Source organism: Lysobacter cavernae, assembly GCF_042648505.1.
Lineage (GTDB): Bacteria > Pseudomonadota > Gammaproteobacteria > Xanthomonadales > Xanthomonadaceae > Lysobacter_L > Lysobacter_L cavernae.
Genome location: NZ_JBHRXK010000001.1, coordinates 12853 through 31323, shown reverse-complemented (window position 1 = coordinate 31323; position 18471 = coordinate 12853). Strand labels below are relative to the sequence as shown.

The window sequence follows — 18471 nt, the reverse complement described above, 5'->3', positions numbered from 1 at the left end:
GACGAAAATTCTAGCGGGCGTCCAGCGATGTCGTCAAGCGTTCGCTGCTAGATTTTTTTCGTTACCGCCGTAACCGGCTGTGCCGGTGGCGACGGGGCGCAATGTTGCCACACCGTGTCCCCGCTCCGCTAGATACTCGAGCCACTTTCCGAGAAAAGTATTCATCCGCATGCGATGACCGATCACTTCGGCCGGTGGCGGGTACATGCCGATCACGTCCTGCCAGCGCCGGCCGATGTAGCAATGCGTGGCTTCCAACTGGCGAGCATCGTGGTACAGGCGCAGGTAGGCGGACGGGTCGGGCTCGCCGGTCAGCGGGTCCTGCAGCGCATAGGTCAGGCGCAGCTCGGTGGTGTAGCGGTGCTGCTCGATCACGTCCAGCCGCAGGTCAAGGCCATCACCGATGCTCGAAAGGTAGGTGCCCGCAGCGAGATCACCCGGCGCAAACAGCCGCGCCAGTCGTGCGTGGTTTTCCGCGTACAGCCCCATCAGCCAGCCGAAACGGCTCAGTCGCGGGATGCGGGCGGCATGAGTGGCAAGAGACGTCATGGCGTCGATGCTACACGCCGCAATGGCCGCACGGCAGCGTTGACGCCTCCGGGCAAGCGGCCTAACGTTAGGGTTCCCCGCGCAACGGCGCCCGAGCCGGCGCTTCAGAACATCTCGCGGTGGATCTCCAACGTGGTCAGCACCTTGCTCGAGATTTCCTCGATCGAGGTGTTCGTCGTGCTCAATGTCGGGATGCGCTCGGCGCGGAACATCATCTCGGCAGCCGCGACTTCGCGCTTGCAGGTCTCCAGTTGCGCGTAGCGCGAATTCGGCCGGCGCTCCTGGCGGATCTGCTGCAACCGCACCGGATCGATCGTCAATCCGAACAGCTTGTTGCGGTACGGGCGCAACCGCGGCGGCAAGCGGTCGTGCTCGAGGTCTTCCTCGGTCAACGGGTAGTTGGCGGCACGCACGCCGTAGTGCAGTGCAAGGTAGACACAGGTCGGCGTCTTGCCCGCGCGCGACACGGCGACCAGAATCAGGTCGGCCTCGTTGTAGTCGATGCTCTGCCCGTCATCGTGGGTCAGCGCGTAGTTCATCGCGTTGATGCGGCGATGGTAGGTATCGAAATCGACCAGCCCGTGCGCCTGGCCGATGCGGCGCTGGCGGGTTTCTTCCAGCTCACGCTCCAACGGCTCGATGAACGGCGCGAACACGTCCAGCATCAATGCCCCGCTTTCGGCCAGCGCGGCACCGACATCGCCGTCCATGCAGGAGTTGATCACTACCGGCCGCACGCCATGCGCCATGGCCGCGTTGCTGATCTTCTCGGCGACCTCGCGGGCGCGATCGACGCTGTCGACAAAGGGGATGCGGTCGGTGACGAACTGGGTCTCGGTGAACTGGGTCAACAGGCTGTGGCCGATCGTCTCGGCGGTGATACCGGTACCGTCGGATACGTAGAACACCGGACGTACGCCTGCCATCGCCTCACCCCGCCTGAATTTGCCGTTCATCCATACGAAAAAGCCCGTCGAATCAAGCTTGTATGCACTCGACGCAGCGGCGATCATATACGTATCAAAGCGCCCGCAAGCGCCTGCCCACCTGGAGATCGCCCGCTTGAACGAGAACATCCTCTGGCTGCACGCGCTGCGCCTTACCGATCTGGCCCGCGTGGGCGGCAAGAATTCCTCGCTCGGCGAAATGATCGGCAACCTGGCCAACCTTGGCGTCTCCGTGCCCGGCGGCTACGCCACCACGGCCGAGGCGTTCAAGGACTTCATCGACCACAACAACCTGCACCAGCGCATTTTCGACAAGCTGGCCACACTCGACGTCGAGGACGTGCCGGCACTGACCGCCGCCGGCGGCGAGATCCGCGGCTGGGTGATCGACGCGCCGCTGCAGCCGCAGCTCGACCAGGACATCCGCGCCGCCTATCGCCAGCTGTGCGCCGAGAACGGTGGCGGCGATGTCGCGGTCGCGGTGCGCTCCTCGGCCACGGCCGAGGACCTGCCGGATGCCTCGTTCGCCGGCCAGCAGGAAACCTTCCTCAACGTGACCGGCGAGGACGACGTCGTCCACAAGGTCAAGGAAGTCTTCGCCAGCCTCTACAACGACCGCGCGATCGCCTACCGCGTGCACCACGGCTTCAAGCACGAGGACGTGTTCCTCTCGGCCGGCGTGCAGCTGATGGTGCGCTCGAATGTCGGCTCGTCGGGCGTCTTGTTCACCCTCGACACCGAATCCGGCTTCCGCGACGTGGTGTTCATCACCTCCAGCTACGGCCTGGGCGAGATGGTCGTGCAGGGTGCCGTGAATCCGGACGAGTTCTACGTCTACAAGCCCACCCTGCTGCAGGGCAAGTCGGCGATCCTGCGTCGCTCGATCGGCGCCAAGCAGCTGCGCATGGTCTATTCGGACCAGCCCGGCGAGCGCGTGCGCACCGAGGAAACCCCGGCCGAGCTGCGCAACACGTTCTCGATCAACGACGCCGACGTGCAGGAACTCGCCAAGCAGGCGCTGGTGATCGAGAAGCACTACGGCCGCCCCATGGACATCGAGTGGGCCAAGGACGGCGTCAGCGGCAAGCTGTTCATCGTTCAGGCGCGCCCGGAAACGGTGAAGTCGCGCGCCAAGGCCACCCAGATCGAGCGTTACCAGTTGACCGAACGCGGTGAAGTGATCTGCGAAGGCCGCGCGATCGGCCAGAAGATCGGCAGCGGCACCGCGCGCGTGGTGCGCAGCCTGGCCGACATGGCCCGCGTGCAGCCCGGTGACGTGCTGGTCGCCGACATGACCGACCCGGACTGGGAGCCGGTGATGAAGCGCTCGGCCGCGATCGTCACCAACCGCGGTGGTCGCACCTGCCATGCCGCGATCATCGCGCGCGAGCTCGGCGTTCCGGCCGTGGTCGGCACCGGCAATGCGCTGGATACCATCCAGGACGGCCAGCAGGTCACGATCAGCTGCTCGGAAGGCGACACCGGTTTCATCTACGCCGGCACCCTGCCCTTCGAGCGCCACACCGCCGACCTCGACAAGATGCCGCCGGCGCCGCTCAAGGTGATGATGAACGTCGCCAACCCGGAGCGCGCGTTCGACTTCGCGATGCTGCCCAATGCCGGCGTCGGCCTGGCGCGCCTGGAAATGATCATCGCCAGCCACATCGGCGTGCATCCGAAGGCATTGCTGGAATACGCGCAGCAGGATGCGGAAACGAAGAAGAAGATCGACGCCAAGACCGCCGGTTACGGCAATCCGGTCGACTTCTACGTCGATCGCCTGGCCGAAGGCATCGCCACGATCACCGCTTCCTTCGCCCCGAACCCGGTGATCGTGCGCCTGTCCGACTTCAAGTCGAACGAATACGCCAACCTGATCGGCGGCTCGCGCTACGAGCCGCACGAAGAGAACCCGATGATCGGCTTCCGTGGCGCCAGCCGCTATGTCGATCCGAGCTTCACCGATGCCTTCGCGCTGGAATGCCGCGCGGTGCTGAAGGTGCGCGAGGAAATGGGCCTGACCAACTGCTGGGTCATGATCCCGTTCGTGCGCACGCTCGACGAAGGCCGCAAGGTGGTCGAAGTGCTCCGGGCTAATGGCCTGGAGCAAGGCAAGGACGGCCTGAAGATCATCATGATGTGCGAGGTGCCGTCGAACGCATTGCTCGCCGACGAGTTCCTCGACATCTTCGACGGCTTCTCGATCGGCTCCAACGACCTGACCCAGCTCACCCTGGGCCTGGACCGCGATTCGGGCATCGTTGCCAAGCTGTTCGACGAGCGTGACCCGGCGGTCAAGAAGCTGCTGGCGATGGCGATTTCGACCGCACGCGCCAAGGGCAAGTACATCGGCATCTGCGGCCAGGGCCCGAGCGATCACCCGGATCTGGCCGTATGGCTGATGCAGCAGGGCATCGAATCGGTGTCGCTGAACCCGGACACCGTGGTCGACACCTGGCTGCGCCTGGCCAAGGCCAAGGCGAAAGCCCAGGCCGCGTGATGACAACCGGCTAACGCCTGTGCCCGTACAGTCGCGACAAACCAGACGCCCCGCCCAGCGGGGCGTCGCATTTGGAGGAATACCTTGCTAGAGAAGCCGAGCGCCGTCGCACCTGCTGCCCGAGCCATGCCCGACATCAGCCTGCTTTCGACGGAGCAAATGACCGAGATGGCCATCCGCTTCGGCCTCAAGCTGGCCGGCGCCTTGCTGGTGCTCTACATCGGCCTGCGGGTGATCAAGTGGGTGGCGCGTATCGTCTCGCGGGCGCTGACGCGGGCGCACGTCGAGCCCACCGCCATGCAGTTCATGAGCCGGCTCACCTACGTGGTGCTGGTCGTGTTGCTGGTGCTGGCGATCCTGCAGGTCTTCTTCAAGGTCCAGCCCAACTCGATCATCGCGATCCTCGGCGCGGCCGGCCTGGCAATCGGCTTGGCGCTGAAGGATTCGTTGTCCAACGTGGCATCTGGCGTGATGCTGGTGACGCTCAAGCCATTCCGTGCCGGCGACATCGTCCAGATCGGCGGCAGCAGCGGCACGGTCGAGGCGGTGAGCATCTTCCAGACCCGGCTGCGCGGTGCCGACAACCAGACGATCGTGTTGCCCAACAACCTCATCACCACCGCACCGATCATCAACCTGACCCCGGACACGACGCGGCGCATCGAACTGGTGATCGGCATCGGCTACAACGACAGCATCGAGGCCGCCCGCACTGCGGTGATGGAGATCATGCGCGCCGACAAGCGCATCCTGGCTGAGCCAGAGCCGGACGTGGTGGTGTACGAGCTGGCCGACAACGCGGTGAAGCTCGGCATCCGCTGCCACGTCAGCAATGCCGACCACTTCGCCACCAAGTGCGACCTCAACGAGCGGATCAAGGCGGCCTTCGACCAGGCCGGCATCAGCATCCCTTACCCGCAGCGCGATGTGCACATGTACCACCATGTCGCGCAGGACGCGGGCGACGGCGTCAGCCTGGTTCTCAACGGGCCGGCTACCGGGCCGAAGTAACGGCGAGCCGTCGGCCGCAACAAGGTCATCGCCGCGACGGCACAGGTCGTTACGAAAACACCGAAACAAGCATCCCGTGGATGGGGCTGGCTACTGTCCGCCCAGCTTGCCCATCGAGGCGCGGTAGTGGCGCAGTTCAGCGATGGAATCATGCACGTCGCTGAGCGCGGTGTGCTTGGCCTCCTTGCTCACGCCTGCCAGCACGCTCGGCGCCCATCGTCGCGCCAGTTCCTTGATCGTGCTGACGTCGAGATTGCGGTAGTGGAAGTACCTCTCCAGTCGCGGCATCTGCCGGTGCAGGAAGCGCCGGTCCTGGCAGATCGAATTGCCGCAGATCGGTGATTTGCCGGCCGGCACCCAATGCGCGAGGAAATCGAGCGTCTGCGCTTCCGCCTGTTCGAGGGTGACCGCGCTGTCGATCACTCGCTGCCACAGGCCGGATTTGCGATGCTGGTTGCGGTTCCAGTCGTCCATCGCTTCGAGCCGTGCGATCGGATGCGCGATGGCGAGCTCGGGGCCTTCGGCCAGCACGTTGAGCTGCTTGTCGGTGACCAGCGTGGCGATCTCGAGGATGGAGTCGGCGTCGGTGTCCAGGCCGGTCATCTCCAGATCAATCCAGATCAGATGCTCGTCGTTCATCGCGGTTGCAGCTGCCATGCGCTCGCACTTGTGGGATGTCGGTAGCATCATACAACCAGGCCACTGATGCCGGCCTGGCATCACACATTTCCGGAACCGCCCATGCCCTCGCCCGTCGCGATCGATCCTTCGCACTACGCCGTCGTCTCGGCCATGATCACGCCCGCGTTCTTCCTGACCGCGGCCAGCTCGCTGCTGATCTCGTCGAACAACCGCCTGGCGCGCGTGGTCGATCGCATGCGCGCCGAGATCGAGGTGCTCAGCGCTACCGCGCAGGGCCCGGCGCGTGTCGCACTGGAGTCGCGGATCGCGACGCATCGCCGCCGCTCTTACCTGGTGCTGGCGTCGGTGCGCATGCTGTACGCGGCGATCAGCGCCTTCGTGGGCACCAGCATCGGCATCGCTGTGGACGCCTTCTTCGGCTACCGGCTCGACCTGTTGCCGACAGGCTTGGCCATGGTCGGCGTGCTGTTGATGTTTGCGGCCTCGCTATGCCTGGGTCACGAGGCCAAGCTCGGCCTGCGCATGCTCGACCTGGAGCTCAAGGAGCAGCTCGACAAGGACAAGGTCGACCTGCGCAACGACTGAGTCACAGTGCGCGCCAGCCAGCTCCCGGTCACACCGGCTTGCCGCGCTTGCGACGGAAATAGGCCGTCAGGCGTGCGCCGGCTTCGTCGCCCAGCACGCCCCCGTGCACTGCCATGCGGTGGTTGTGGCGAGGATCAGCCAGCAGGTCGAACACGCTGCCGGCCGCCCCCGTCTTCGGGTCTGTCGCGCCGTACACCAGGCGCGCGATCCGCGCGTGCACCATCGCCATCGCGCACATCGCGCACGGCTCCAGGGTCACGTACAACGTGGCACCCAACAGGCGGTGGTTGCCAAGACGACGGCCGGCCTGACGCATCGCCACGATCTCGGCATGGGCGGTCGGGTCGTGCTCGGTGATGTTGCGGTTCCAGCCCTCGCCCAGCACTTCGCCGTCAGCCGACACCAGCACCGCACCGACCGGGATCTCGTCATCCTCACGCTCGGCGCGCTCGGCCAGCGCCAGCGCGTGGCGCATCCAGTGCTCGTGATCAGTCGAGTCCATACATCCACGTTTTCGACTCGCCACCCAGCGAGACGATCCGGCCGTTGCGGCGGACCAGTCTTTCGGTGAAGCGCGTGCGCCCGATCAGAATGTCGCCCACCTTGACGGTCATGACCCCCTCGACGGTGGCGAGCTTGCTGCCCTCGCTCAAGCTGACGTTCTTGACCTGCTGGTCGAAGGTCGGCTCCACCCGGCCTTGGGTCGCGCTGGACATCTTCTGGAAGAACAACAGGCCCTGCTTGAGGTGCTCGCAGGCCGCTTCCCTGTCGAGTTCGGTGCGTTCGGTGCCGGCCCCGCTGTAGATCACGTCGCTGGAGTGGTACTCCTTCGCCATGAACCGGCACAGCGGTTCGCCATCCAGCTTGGCCAGCAGTCCGGTCTGCATGTCATAGAACGCTTTGACCGAGTCCTCGGTCATCTTGCGCCCAAAATGGAAATACCACGATGCCAGCGCCGCGAGCAACACGCACAGTACGACCTTCCTCATCGCTCCCCCTGTCGGCTCATCCCATGACCCGCTTTCAGCCGATCGTGCGGATCACTCCCACTCGATGGTTGCAGGCGGTTTGCCGCTGATGTCGTAAACGACACGAGAAACGCCTCGTAACTCATTGATAATTCTATTTGAAACCTTGCCTAGAAACTCGTACGGCAAGTGCGCCCAGTGCGCCGTCATGAAGTCGATGGTCTCGACCGCGCGCAAGGCGATCACCCATTCGTAGGCGCGCGCGTCGCCGACCACGCCGACCGACTTGACCGGCAGGAACACCGCGAACGCCTGGCTGGTCTTGTCGTACAGGTCGGCCTTGCGCAGCTCGTCGATGAAGATGTGGTCGGCCTTGGCCAGCAGCTCGGCGTGTTCGCGCTTGACCTCGCCGAGGATGCGTACACCCAGGCCCGGGCCAGGAAACGGATGACGGTAGACCATCGTGTGCGGCAGGCCGAGCTCGACGCCCAAGCGCCGCACCTCGTCCTTGAACAGCTCGCGCAATGGCTCGACCAGGCCGAGCTTCATGTCTTCGGGCAGGCCGCCGACGTTGTGATGGCTCTTGATGACATGGGCCTTGCCGGTCTTGCTGCCGGCCGACTCGATCACGTCCGGGTAGATGGTGCCCTGCGCCAGCCACTTGGCGTTGCTGAGCTTGTTCGACTCCTCGTCGAAGATCTCGACGAACAGGTTGCCGATGATCTTGCGCTTGGCTTCCGGGTCGCTGACGCCTTCTAGTGCGTTGAAGTAGCGGTCAGCGGCGTTGACGCGCACGACCTTGACGCCCATGCCGCCTTTATCGGCCTCGCTGGCAAACATCGCCATCACCTGGTCGCCCTCGTTCCAGCGCAACAGGCCGGTGTCGACGAACACGCAGGTCAGTTGGTTGCCGATCGCCTTGTGCAACAGCGCCGCCACGACCGAGGAGTCGACGCCACCGGACAGCCCGAGGATCACTTCGTCGGAGCCGACCTGCGCGCGCACGCGCGCGATCTGGTCCTCGATGATATGCGCGGCGGTCCACAGCGTCTGGCAGCCGCATATCTGCGTGACGAAGCGACGCAGCAGCGTCGTGCCCTGCTTGGTGTGGGTCACCTCGGGGTGGAATTGCACGCCGTACCAGCGCTTGTCTTCGTTGGCCATCGCCGCGACCGGAATGCGGTCGGTGCGGGCCGTCACGGTGAAGCCCGGCGGCGCCTTGGCGACATGGTCGCCGTGGCTCATCCACACGTCGATGCGCGGCTCGCCGTCGTGGTCGCTAAGCCCGCCGAGCAGTGCATCGCGCACCACCAGCTCGACCTGCGCATGACCGAATTCGCGCGCATCGGCAGCCTCGGTGGCACCACCCAACTGCGCGGCCAACGTCTGCATGCCGTAGCAGATACCGAGGATCGGCAGGCCGCTGTCGAACACTTCCTGCGGCGCCTTCGGTGCGCCCTGCTCAGTCGTCGATTCCGGACCGCCCGACAGGATGATGCCCTTGGCGCCGAATGCTGCGATCTCGGCCGGGTCGTGGTCCCAGGCCCAGATTTCGCAGTACACACCGATCTCGCGGATGCGGCGGGCGATCAGCTGTGTGTACTGCGCGCCGAAATCGAGGATCAGGATCTTGTCGCTGTGGATGTCGGTCATATGGGCGTGATTGGTGAATCGTGATTGGTGATTCGGAAGAGCCGACGGGTCGGAGCGGGACCGGCTTTTCGAATCACCAATCCCGAATCACGAATCACGTCGGGCCGGCATCAGCCGGCCCGGTAGTTCGGCGGTTCCTTGGTGATCTGCACGTCGTGCACGTGGCTTTCGCGCGTGCCGGCGTTGGTCACGCGCACGAAGCTGGGCTTCTTGCGCATGTCCTCGATCGTCGCGCAGCCGACGTAACCCATCGTCGCGCGCAGGCCGCCGGCCAACTGGTGAACGACATTGCGCAGCGGGCCGCGCGCAGGCACGCGGCCTTCGATGCCTTCCGGCACCAGCTTGTCGGCGTCGGAAGCGTCCTGGAAGTAACGGTCCTTGGAGCCCTGCTCCATCGCGCCGAGGCTGCCCATGCCGCGGTAGCTCTTGTAGGCGCGGCCCTGGAACAGCTCGACCTCGCCCGGTGCTTCCTCGGTGCCGGCGAACAGGCCGCCGACCATGACCGTGGAGGCACCGGCGACGATCGCCTTGCCGATGTCGCCCGAGTAGCGGATGCCGCCGTCGGCGATCAGCGGGATACGGTCCTGCAGTGCCTCGGCGACCATCGCCACCGCGGTGATCTGCGGCACACCGACACCGGCGACAATGCGCGTGGTGCAGATCGAGCCCGGGCCGACGCCGACCTTGACCGCGTCCGCACCGTGGTCCATCAACGCCAGCGCGGCATCGCCGGTGACGATGTTGCCGCCGATGACCTGCAGTTGCGGGAAGTTCTTCTTGACCCACTTCACGCGATCGAGCACGCCCTGCGAATGACCGTGCGCGGTGTCGACCACCACCACGTCGACGCCGGCCGCAGCCAGCGCCTCGATGCGCGCTTCGGTGTCGCCGCCGACGCCGACGGCCGCACCGACCAGCAGGCGCTCGCTGCTGTCGTAGGCGGCGTTGGGATTGTCGGACTTCTTCTGGATGTCCTTGACGGTGATCAGGCCGCGCAGCTCGAAGCCGTCGTTGACCACCAGCACCTTCTCGATGCGGTGCTTGTGCAGCAGGCCGAGCACTTCGTCGTCGGATGCGCCTTCATGCACCGTGATCAGGCGATCCTTCTTGGTCATGATGTGGCGGACCGGATCGTCGAGTTTGGTCTCGAAACGCATGTCGCGGCTGGTGACGATGCCGACCAGCTGGCCGCCGTCCACCACCGGCACGCCGGAGATGTTGCGGGCACGGGTGAGCTTGAGCACCTCGGCAATGGTGGTCTCGGGGCCGACGGTGAACGGCTCCTTGATCACGCCGGCCTCGAACTTCTTGACCGTGGCCACCTGGGCGGCTTGCGCCTCCAGGCTCATGTTCTTGTGGAGGATGCTGATGCCGCCCAACTGCGCCAACGCGATCGCGAGGCGGGCTTCGCTGACGGTGTCCATCGCGGCCGACAGGATCGGCAGGCGGATGGTCAGGTCGCGGGTGAGGCGGGTGGCGAGAGAGACGTCCTTGGGCAGGACAGTCGAATGCGCCGGGACGAGGGAGACGTCGTCGTAAGTCAGGGCTTCAGCCTGGATGCGCAGCATGGGCAGGGGCCGGGAGGATGAAGCGCGTCATTGTACCGCGTTTACGCCTTGCAGCGCTGGCATCGCAAACGGGACGACGTGTTCCAGGCTTCGGAGACCAACAATGACGTAGCGCAGCGCCGTATCCGCCCCTCGCGGCTGCGGCGCGACCACCCCCAACTTAATGGCTGGGGCAAGGGCGCCGCTCCACCACAGATCAGCGGCAGGAGCTGGTCACCTGACCGGCGACCAACCCCGTCCGGAATCGGCCATTTCAGCCGCTTCCAGCGTGTTCTGCATCAGCGTGGCCACGGTCATCGGGCCGACACCGCCTGGCACCGGCGTGATCCAACTGGCGCGTTCAGCCGCGGCGGCGAAGCCGACATCACCGACCAGGCGACCGTCGTCGAGACGGTTGATGCCGACGTCGATGACCACCGCACCGGGCTTGACCCACTCACCCGGGATCAGGCCGGGGCGGCCAGCCGCCACGACCAGGATGTCGGCGTTGCGCACCGAGACCTCCAGCACCGATGCGGGCGTGAACTTGTGGCAGCTGGTGACGGTGCAGCCGGCGATCAGCAGCTCCAGCGCCATCGGTCGGCCGACATGGTTGCTGACGCCGACGATGGTGGCGCTCTGCCCGCGCACGGCGCGATCGGTGTAGCCAAGCAGCGTGATGATGCCGCGTGGCGTGCACGGGCGCAGGCCGAACTGGCGCAGCGCCAGGTGACCGACGTTCTCGGGGTGGAAACCGTCGACGTCCTTGCGCGGATCGATGCGGTGGATCAGCTGCGTGGCATCGCGGCGATCCGGCAGCGGCAGCTGCACGAGGATGCCGTGGACCTGGGGATCGGCATTGAGTCGATCGATCAGGGCCAGCAGCGCCTCATTGCCGGTATCGGCCGGCAGGTCGTAGTCGATGGCACGGATGCCCACTTTCTGCGCCGCCCGCCGTTTGTTCTTCACATAGACACTCGACGCCGGGTCGTTGCCGACCAACACCACCGCCAGGCCCGGCGGCGACTTGCCGGTGGCCATGCGTGCATCGACCTGTGCCTTCAGGTTGTCGAGCAGGTCCTCGGCGATACGCTTGCCGTCGAGGATGCGGGCCGAATGGGCAGGTGGGGTCGAGGCGGTCATGCAGTCGCTGCGCTACAGTCGAGGCCGCGCATTATCGCTGATTCAACATCCGCTTACCCGCCACCCCCTGTTCGCCCCCGCCCCATCGGAGGCCGCCATGACCGATACCGATTTCGAAACCACCCAGATCGAGGCGGCTGCCTTCCGCCGCCTGATCCAGCACCTCATGCACGAGCGCCCGGAGGTGCAGAACATCGACCTGATGATCCATGCCGGCTTCTGCCGCAACTGCCTGTCCGACTGGTACCGCGAGGCCGCCGAGCAGCGCGGCATCACCATGACCCGCGACGAGGCGCGCGAGGCCGTCTACGGCCTGCCGTTTGCGCAATGGAAGGCGCAGCACCAGCGCGAGGCGACACCCGAGCAACTGGCGGCCTTTGAAGCGGCACAACGCAAGCACAGCGGCTGAGCCGGGCGTGGCGCGCGCGCCCGTGCTAGCCGCGATCACCCTGCCGGTACTGGCCTATGCGGCGCTGTGCGGCTGGATGTACTTCCGCCAGCGCGACTTCATCTATTTCCCGCAGGCCACACTCAGCAACGCCAGCGAAGCCGACTTCGTGATGGCTCGCGATGGTGTCCACCTGCACGGCTGGGTCGTCAACCCGGGGCGACCGCGAGCGCTGCTGTACTTCGGTGGCAATGCCGAGCGCATCGAGGGCAATCGCGACGACTTCGCCCGCTGGTTCCCGGGCCACAGCGTGTACTTCGTCGCCTACCGTGGCTACGGCGCCAGCGAGGGCACGCCGAGCGAGCAGGCCCTGTTCGCCGATGCGCTGGCCCTCTACGACCTGATCCAGGTCCAGCACCCCGGGCAGCCGATCACGGTGATCGGCAGCAGCCTCGGCAGCGGCGTGGCCAGCTACCTGGCTTCGGCACGCCCGGTGGCCCGGCTGGCACTGGTGGCGCCGTTCGACAACCTGGCCAACGTGGCGCAGACGCATTACCCGCTGCTGCCGGTGCGCGCCCTGCTGCGCGAGCGCTTCGACTCCGCAGGACACCTCGCCGGCTTCCGTGGCCGAGTGCTGGTGATCCGCGCCGGTCAGGACGAGGTGATCCCGGCGGCCAGCACCGCGCGGCTCATCGCCGCGTTACCGCAGGCGCCGCAAGTGGTCGTCCTGCCACGGGCTAGCCACAACACCATCCGCGACGATCCCGCATTCGGCGCGGCATTGCGCGACTTCGTGAACTGAAGTCACGCGGCCGCCCCCGCTTGCCTTGTCATTGCTCCGGCACCGGCCGCACGGATGCGCAGCGTTGCACGTTCGGTGGCATCGGCAAGGTGCAGGTCACGCAGCACTTCAACTGCGCAGGCGTGGACGCGGGCACCATCGGCAAGGCCTGCATCGGCTTGAGCTTGAGCAACACCGCCCAGTCCTGCCGGTTGAAATTGCAACCGGCTTCGTTGTCGGGGCGGCAGTCGCTGGCGCTGCCGGTATGCCGCGGCAGCGACCACAGCCGGCCGCTCCGGTTCAGGCCCAGCACTCGCATGGTGACGCCCTGCAGCACATTGCCGCCGACCAGATACAGCTTGCCGGCACCGCCCTGGGGCGTGGCCACGACGATGTCGCAATGCATGTTGAGGGACTGCCCGGGGCTGCGGTCGAGAAAATCCTTCAGCCCGCGGTAGCCGAACACGGTCGAACGCATCCGCACGAAGCACAGCAGGTCGCCGGTGGCGGGCGCCGTCGTGTCGGGATCGGCGAACAGGAAAGGGCTGCTGTCGGCATGCAGGTAGGCATCGCGGACATAGTCGATGTGGCTGGGCGAAAGCCGGAACCCCGGCACGCCGGCCCGGCCCATCACGTAGGACACGAACACTGCCGACCACGGGTTGTCGATCAGGAAAGCCCGGCACGAGGCCGACTGCAACGAGGAGTCGGTGGCGTAGCCGCATTCGGTGGCTCCTGGAAAACCCGCCATCTGGTACAGCAGGCCGCTGCCCTTCCAGTACTCGACGACCCGCCGCCAGGCGGGCGTGACACCGTCCTTGAGGCGCGCCGCCTCGGCCTCCGTCGCCGTGGTGCTGGCGAGGCGGCCGGCACTGTCGATGAAAGGGGTGAACCACAAGGCGTTTTCGCCACAGGCAATCGCCGAAATGCGTGCCGGGTACGTGTCCGGCACCGACAGGGGCGACGCGGGGCTACAGACCTGCGCAGCCGCCGCCTGCGGGACCAGGCAGCCGACAAGGACGACCAACGCCAGCCACTGCAGCCGCCTGCTTGCCATGAAGCGCCCCCGGTCAGAGGTCAGGTAATGGCGCAGAACTTCGCATAGTCGATGTATCCGGGGAATTCACATCCGGGCCTGCACACGACGCAATCCGGGTCCGGTGACAGGCGTGTTTCACGAAAGCGCATCGCCATCGCATCGAAATGCAGCAGACGCCCGGCCAGTGATTCGCCGATGCCCAGGACCAGCTTGATTGCTTCGGTCGCCTGCAACGAACCAATCACTCCCGGCAGTACGCCGAGCACGCCGGCTTCGGCGCAGTTGGGCGCGGCCTCGGGCGGAGGCGGCTCCGGAAACAGGCAGCGATAGCAAGGCGCGACGCCGCGGTGACGGCCGGCATCGAACACGCTGACCTGACCTTCGAAGCGGTGGATCGCACCGTACACCAGCGGTTTTCCGCGCTTGATACAGGCGTCGTTGAGCAGATAACGCACCGGGAAATTGTCGGCACCGTCGATCACGACATCGGCATCGCCGATCAGGCGCTCGACATTCTCCGCAGTGATGCGCTCGGCGAAGGTTTCGATGGTGATCTGCGGGTTCAAGGCCGACAAGGCGATCCGCGCGGACTCGACCTTGGCCACGCCGATGCGTGCCTCGGTATGCAGGATCTGCCGCTGCAGGTTGCTGCGATCGACGACGTCGTCATCGGCCAGCACCAGCGTGCCGATACCGGCCGCGGCCAGGTAGTACGCCGCCGGCGAGCCGAGCCCGCCGGCACCGACCATGGCGATGCGCGCGGCCTGCAGCTTGCGTTGCCCGGCTTCGCCGACCTCGGCCAGGCGCAGGTGCCGCGAGTAACGATCGTAGAAGTCGAAGTCGCCCTCAGGCTGGACCAGCAGCAGGCCTTCAGTACCCCAGCGGGTGGTACCGCCCTCGACCGAAGCGACCCGGCGATAGCCCACCCGGACCAGCGCCTGCGCGGCCTGCAGCGAGCGCGCACCCGACTGGCAGATCAGCAGCACCGCAGCATTGCGATCGGGCAAGACTGCCAGCGGATCGGCTTCGAGTTCCGCTTTGGCGATGCCACGTGCGCCCTCGGCATGACCGGTAGCGCGTTCGTGTGATTCACGCACGTCGATCAGCACCGCGCCTGCACGCTGCCGGCGCAAGGCCTCGGCCGGAGGGATCTGTTCAATGACAGCCGGTTCAATGACAGCCGGTTCGATGAAAGTCCGTTCGATGCTCATGGCGGCATTATCGCGCCATCAGCGCCCGGGCTCACGCGTAGCGCAGCAACTCGACCACCGCGCCCGCCGCCAGGCGCTGCGGGCCTTCGGGCACGACGATCAACGCATTGGACTCGGCCACCGCGCGCAACCGGTGCGAGCCGACGGCCGGGCTCGGATCGGCCCGCAACACCCCGTTCTCGCCACTGAACACGTGCGCGCGGACGAACTCGCGCCGCGCGTGCGTCTTGTCGATCGGCGCGGCCAGTTGTGCCCGCCAGACCGGTCGCGGTTCACTGCGACCCTGCAGGCCATCGATCAGGGCACGTCCGAAGGTGAGGCAGGTCGCGAACACCGACACCGGGTTGCCCGGCAGGCCGAGCACACGCGCCTGGTCGAGGCTGCCGAACAGCAACGGCATGCCCGGCTTCATCTGCACCTTCCAGAAGTGGGTCTGGCCGAACTGCGCCAGCACCGCCGGGATATGGTCCTTCTCACCGGCCGAGACCGCGCCGCAGGTGATCACGACGTCGAACGCACAGGCCGCATCGCGCAGGGCAATCTCGACCCGCTTCGGGTCGTCGGGCAAGCGAGGCCAAGCGGTGGGCTCCAGGCCATCGGCACGCAGCAGCCCCATCAGCAACTCGCGGTTGCTGTCGTAGATCTCACCCGGCGCCAGCGACATGCCCGGCTCGACCAGTTCGTCGCCGCTGGTGAACACCGCCACCGTCGGCCTGCACGCCACCGGCAGCGATGCCAGTCCGAGCGACGCCGCCAGCGACACCCGCGCCGGAGTGAGCACTTGTCCGGCCTGGAGCACTGCATCGCCCTGTGCGACATCCTCACCGGCTCGGCGCACATTGGCTGCGCGCAACGTATCGCCGTGCACGATGACGCGATCCCCTTCGACGCGGGCGTTCTCCTTGATGACGACCGTGTCGGCACCGGCCGGCATCGGCGCACCCGTGGTGATGCGCACGCATTCGCCGGCGGTCACGCTGAGGTCGAGCGCACGGCCGGCGAACTGCTCGCCGACCAGGCGCAGTGCGCTGATCCCGCCGTGCAGGTCGGCGTAGCGCAGTGCAAAACCGTCCATCGCACTGTTGTCGAACGGCGGCAACGACAGCGGTGCCAGCACGTTGCGCGCCAGTACGCGGCCGTGGGTCCGCGACAACGCCAGCGTCTCGGTGTCGAGGCGGTGCCCGGCCGCGACTTCGCGGACGATGGCGAGCGCGTCGCCGTACAACAAGCCGGTCGGGAATTCGGTCATCGAGGGATCGTGACGCCGGCCGCAGCCAGGTCGTCGGGAGTATTGAGATTGCCGAAGCGTACGCCGTCCAGGCGCACCGCCGCCATGCCGAGCCCGGCCTGCAGCGCGTGCACGGCGCCGTTGCCCGCGGCGATGACTGCTTCAACCGCGGTGCGCATCGGCAGTACCCGCCACAACGCGACCAGCGGCTGCGTCCCGTCATCGTCGACGGCAAACGCGCCGTTGTCGGTCGCCCCGGCCAGCAGCGTCGGCAGCAGGCATTCGTTGACTCCGACCAGATCGACGGGAACCGTCAACAACCACGGCGTCCTGCAGGCCGTGGCAAGTGCATCGATACCGGCCACCGGCCCGATGTCGATGCTCGTGCGATCAGCCACCACCTGCAGCCCGGATCGGGCATAGCGATCCCGGTCGCGATTGGCGCTGACCAGTACGGCAGCGGTCTCGAGGGCAAAGCGGCGCTGCCAGCGGATGACTTGGGCAATGCCATCGCGCTCGAGCCAGGCCTTGTCGGTACCACCAAGGCGGCTCGCGCGGCCGCCGGCGAGGATGCCGAGGGTGATCTGGGAGGCTGGCAGGTGGGCGGTCAATGGGCGCTCCGGGAGACGGCCTATTGTGACCCGCCGGCCGTCATTCCCGTGAACGCCAACCTGTCATTCCCGAGAAGGCGGGAATCCAAGGACGCAGGCTGAGACGCTGGGTACCTTGCAACACAAAATCCATGCATTCCCGCCTTCGCGGGAATGACGAACAGTGGGCAGGGATGACGTTTCGGCAATGCCGCGCTTCGCGCGGGCCAAACCTCACTTGCCGCGCTTGACGTGCCGGATCAAACGCCGCTTCTTGGCCACCTGCTTGTCCGTCAGGACGTTCTTCTTGCCCTCGTACGGGTTGGCGCCTTCCTTGAAAACAAAGCGCACCGGGGTGCCGACCAGCTTGAAGCGCTTGCGGAAGAAATTCTCGAGGTAACGCCTGTAGGTATCGCTGAGCGTGCGCAGGCGGTTGCCGTGCACGGCGAAGGTGGGCGGGTTGCTGGCCACCGGGTGCGCATAACGCAGCTTGGCGACGTGCCCGCGCACCACCGGCGGCGGATTGGTCTCGTAGGCGATCTCGAGCGCCTTGGTGACCTCGCTGGTACTGAACTCGTGCGTGGCCGACGCATGCGCACGGTGGATCGCCTTGAACAACTCGCGCAGGCCGGAGCCGTGCTTGGCGCTGATGCGCACCGCCTCGGCCCAGTCGACGAAGCCGAGCTTGCGCGCGAGCAGTTGCTCGGCCTGCTGGCGCTGGTAGTCGGTCTGGCCGTCCCACTTGTTCACCGCAACCACCAGCGCACGGCCGGCGTCGAGCGCATAACCGAGCACGCTGGCGTCCTGGTCGGTCACGCCTTCGCCGGCATCGAGCATGACCACCGCGACCTGGCACTGCTCGATCGCCTGCAGCGTCTTGATGATCGAGAACTTCTCAACCGCCTCGTCGACCTTCGACTTGCGTCGCAGGCCGGCGGTGTCGATCAGCCGGTACAAACGGCCATCGCGTTCCATGTCGATGGCCACCGAGTCACGCGTGGTGCCGGGCACGTCGGAGGCGATCATGCGCTCCTCACCGAGCAGGCGGTTCACCAGCGTCGATTTGCCCACGTTGGGGCGGCCGATGAAGGCCACGCGGATGCGCGCAGGGTCGCTGTCCAGCTCGGTCGCCGCGCCTTCTTCCGGCAGCTTCTTCAGCACCTGCTCGATCAGCGTGTCGATGCCCTGGCGGTGCGCCGAGGACACCGCGACCACGTCGTTGAAGCCGTAGCGGGCAAAGTCGTTGAGCGCGGCCTGGACCTCGAGGCCGTCGGTCTTGTTGACCACCAGCAGGGTCGGCCTGGCGGTCTTGCGCAGCCAGGCCAGGATGTCGTCGTCGAGCGCCGAGGCCCCTTCGCGGCCATCGACGATGAACAGTACGAGGTCGGCCTCCTCGGCCGCGGCACGGGCCTGCTTGGCGGTGGCGCCGGCCAGACCTTCGTCCTCGCCGGCGATGCCGCCGGTGTCGACGATGGCGAACGACCGCTGGCCTTCGGGGCGGCACACGCCGTAGTGGCGGTCACGCGTGACGCCGGGCTGGTCATGGACCAGGGCGTCGCGGCTGCGCGTGAGCGCGTTGAACAGCGTGGATTTTCCGACGTTGGGGCGACCAACGAGGGCAACTAACGGCAACATGGGAACCTACCCGATAGAAAAGAAACGACCCCGACCTTGGAAGGCCGGGGTTGG

General features: G+C 66.3%; 18 protein-coding genes. 5 read left to right on the top strand and 13 right to left on the bottom strand.

What is annotated here, in order from left to right:
• Positions 1-33: 33 nt before the first annotated feature.
• Both ACFOLC_RS00150 and ppsR read right to left on the bottom strand, forming a co-directional pair.
• Complete coding sequence (locus tag ACFOLC_RS00150) at positions 34-549, bottom strand: DUF1249 domain-containing protein (protein WP_386756653.1); 516 nt, start codon at positions 547-549, stop codon at positions 34-36.
• Between the two features lie 104 nt (positions 550-653).
• Positions 654-1475 (bottom strand): posphoenolpyruvate synthetase regulatory kinase/phosphorylase PpsR, encoded by an 822-nt coding sequence (gene ppsR / locus ACFOLC_RS00145; RefSeq protein WP_386756652.1) that lies wholly within the window; start codon positions 1473-1475, stop codon positions 654-656.
• A gap of 136 nt (positions 1476-1611) precedes the next feature.
• Between ppsR and ppsA the strand changes: the two genes are divergently transcribed.
• Both ppsA and ACFOLC_RS00135 read left to right on the top strand, forming a co-directional pair.
• Positions 1612-3996, top strand: coding sequence for a phosphoenolpyruvate synthase (ppsA, locus tag ACFOLC_RS00140; protein ID WP_386756651.1), 2385 nt, complete (start codon positions 1612-1614; stop codon positions 3994-3996).
• A gap of 159 nt (positions 3997-4155) precedes the next feature.
• The gene (locus ACFOLC_RS00135) at positions 4156-5007 is read left to right on the top strand and encodes a mechanosensitive ion channel family protein (protein ID WP_386756650.1); all 852 of its coding nucleotides are present in this window, start codon (positions 4156-4158) and stop codon (positions 5005-5007) included.
• Positions 5008-5097: 90 nt separating this feature from the next.
• Here the strand turns inward: ACFOLC_RS00135 and orn are convergent, their stop codons facing one another.
• Positions 5098-5664, bottom strand: coding sequence for an oligoribonuclease (gene orn / locus ACFOLC_RS00130; protein WP_386756648.1), 567 nt, complete (start codon positions 5662-5664; stop codon positions 5098-5100).
• 84 nt (positions 5665-5748) lie between these two features.
• Between orn and ACFOLC_RS00125 the strand changes: the two genes are divergently transcribed.
• A complete protein-coding gene (locus ACFOLC_RS00125; protein ID WP_386756647.1) occupies positions 5749-6234 on the top strand; it encodes a DUF2721 domain-containing protein in 486 nt (161 codons plus the stop codon).
• Positions 6235-6262: 28 nt separating this feature from the next.
• Here the strand turns inward: ACFOLC_RS00125 and tadA are convergent, their stop codons facing one another.
• The 5 genes from tadA to folD all read right to left on the bottom strand — a co-directional run bounded on the left by tadA (position 6263) and on the right by folD (position 11545).
• Positions 6263-6736 (bottom strand): tRNA adenosine(34) deaminase TadA, encoded by a 474-nt coding sequence (gene tadA / locus ACFOLC_RS00120; RefSeq protein WP_386756646.1) that lies wholly within the window; start codon positions 6734-6736, stop codon positions 6263-6265.
• Positions 6723-7223 carry a hypothetical protein gene (locus ACFOLC_RS00115; RefSeq protein WP_386756645.1) on the bottom strand — a complete coding sequence of 167 codons (501 nt, stop codon included), beginning with the start codon at positions 7221-7223 and terminating at the stop codon, positions 6723-6725. Before ACFOLC_RS00115 ends, tadA begins: the two co-directional genes overlap by 14 nt.
• Positions 7224-7274: 51 nt before the next feature.
• Positions 7275-8855, bottom strand: a complete 1581-nt coding sequence (gene guaA / locus ACFOLC_RS00110) for a glutamine-hydrolyzing GMP synthase (protein WP_386756644.1) — start codon at positions 8853-8855, stop codon at positions 7275-7277.
• A gap of 110 nt (positions 8856-8965) precedes the next feature.
• Entirely contained in the window at positions 8966-10423 is a 1458-nt protein-coding gene (guaB, locus tag ACFOLC_RS00105; protein ID WP_386756642.1) for an IMP dehydrogenase, read from the bottom strand.
• Between the two features lie 213 nt (positions 10424-10636).
• Positions 10637-11545 carry a bifunctional methylenetetrahydrofolate dehydrogenase/methenyltetrahydrofolate cyclohydrolase FolD gene (gene folD / locus ACFOLC_RS00100; protein WP_386756641.1) on the bottom strand — a complete coding sequence of 303 codons (909 nt, stop codon included), beginning with the start codon at positions 11543-11545 and terminating at the stop codon, positions 10637-10639.
• A 97-nt stretch (positions 11546-11642) separates the two neighbouring features.
• Here folD and ACFOLC_RS00095 point away from each other — a divergent pair, with 97 nt between their 5' ends.
• Positions 11643-11954, top strand: coding sequence for a DUF1244 domain-containing protein (locus tag ACFOLC_RS00095; protein WP_386756640.1), 312 nt, complete (start codon positions 11643-11645; stop codon positions 11952-11954).
• Positions 11955-11961: 7 nt separating this feature from the next.
• Positions 11962-12735, top strand: a complete 774-nt coding sequence (locus ACFOLC_RS00090) for an alpha/beta hydrolase (RefSeq protein WP_386756639.1) — start codon at positions 11962-11964, stop codon at positions 12733-12735.
• A 28-nt stretch (positions 12736-12763) separates the two neighbouring features.
• Here the strand turns inward: ACFOLC_RS00090 and ACFOLC_RS00085 are convergent, their stop codons facing one another.
• From ACFOLC_RS00085 to der, 5 genes are all read right to left on the bottom strand, one after another.
• A complete protein-coding gene (locus ACFOLC_RS00085; RefSeq protein WP_386756638.1) occupies positions 12764-13771 on the bottom strand; it encodes a DUF2272 domain-containing protein in 1008 nt (335 codons plus the stop codon).
• 20 nt (positions 13772-13791) lie between these two features.
• A complete protein-coding gene (gene moeB, locus ACFOLC_RS00080) occupies positions 13792-14964 on the bottom strand; it encodes a molybdopterin-synthase adenylyltransferase MoeB (protein WP_386756636.1) in 1173 nt (390 codons plus the stop codon).
• A 31-nt stretch (positions 14965-14995) separates the two neighbouring features.
• Positions 14996-16213 carry a molybdopterin molybdotransferase MoeA gene (locus tag ACFOLC_RS00075; protein WP_386756635.1) on the bottom strand — a complete coding sequence of 406 codons (1218 nt, stop codon included), beginning with the start codon at positions 16211-16213 and terminating at the stop codon, positions 14996-14998.
• The gene (mobA, locus tag ACFOLC_RS00070; RefSeq protein ID WP_386756634.1) at positions 16210-16803 is read right to left on the bottom strand and encodes a molybdenum cofactor guanylyltransferase; all 594 of its coding nucleotides are present in this window, start codon (positions 16801-16803) and stop codon (positions 16210-16212) included. The genes ACFOLC_RS00075 and mobA overlap by 4 nt, the downstream gene beginning before the upstream one ends.
• 213 nt (positions 16804-17016) lie before the next feature.
• Positions 17017-18417, bottom strand: coding sequence for a ribosome biogenesis GTPase Der (der, locus tag ACFOLC_RS00065; RefSeq protein ID WP_386756633.1), 1401 nt, complete (start codon positions 18415-18417; stop codon positions 17017-17019).
• Positions 18418-18471 lie beyond the last annotated feature (54 nt).

Coding starts and splice junctions, on each gene's coding strand:
- ACFOLC_RS00135 (WP_386756650.1), top strand. CDS start 4,156: ATGACCGAGATGGCCATCCGCTTCGGCCTCAAGCTGGCCGGCGCCTTG.
- ACFOLC_RS00150 (WP_386756653.1), bottom strand. CDS start 549: ATGACGTCTCTTGCCACTCATGCCGCCCGCATCCCGCGACTGAGCCGT.
- ACFOLC_RS00075 (WP_386756635.1), bottom strand. CDS start 16,213: ATGACCGAATTCCCGACCGGCTTGTTGTACGGCGACGCGCTCGCCATC.
- der (WP_386756633.1), bottom strand. CDS start 18,417: ATGTTGCCGTTAGTTGCCCTCGTTGGTCGCCCCAACGTCGGAAAATCC.
- guaA (WP_386756644.1), bottom strand. CDS start 8,855: ATGACCGACATCCACAGCGACAAGATCCTGATCCTCGATTTCGGCGCG.
- ACFOLC_RS00085 (WP_386756638.1), bottom strand. CDS start 13,771: ATGGCAAGCAGGCGGCTGCAGTGGCTGGCGTTGGTCGTCCTTGTCGGC.
- ACFOLC_RS00125 (WP_386756647.1), top strand. CDS start 5,749: ATGCCCTCGCCCGTCGCGATCGATCCTTCGCACTACGCCGTCGTCTCG.
- tadA (WP_386756646.1), bottom strand. CDS start 6,736: ATGGACTCGACTGATCACGAGCACTGGATGCGCCACGCGCTGGCGCTG.
- ACFOLC_RS00115 (WP_386756645.1), bottom strand. CDS start 7,223: ATGAGGAAGGTCGTACTGTGCGTGTTGCTCGCGGCGCTGGCATCGTGG.
- guaB (WP_386756642.1), bottom strand. CDS start 10,423: ATGCTGCGCATCCAGGCTGAAGCCCTGACTTACGACGACGTCTCCCTC.
- ppsR (WP_386756652.1), bottom strand. CDS start 1,475: ATGGCAGGCGTACGTCCGGTGTTCTACGTATCCGACGGTACCGGTATC.
- ACFOLC_RS00095 (WP_386756640.1), top strand. CDS start 11,643: ATGACCGATACCGATTTCGAAACCACCCAGATCGAGGCGGCTGCCTTC.
- orn (WP_386756648.1), bottom strand. CDS start 5,664: ATGGCAGCTGCAACCGCGATGAACGACGAGCATCTGATCTGGATTGAT.
- folD (WP_386756641.1), bottom strand. CDS start 11,545: ATGACCGCCTCGACCCCACCTGCCCATTCGGCCCGCATCCTCGACGGC.
- moeB (WP_386756636.1), bottom strand. CDS start 14,964: ATGAGCATCGAACGGACTTTCATCGAACCGGCTGTCATTGAACCGGCT.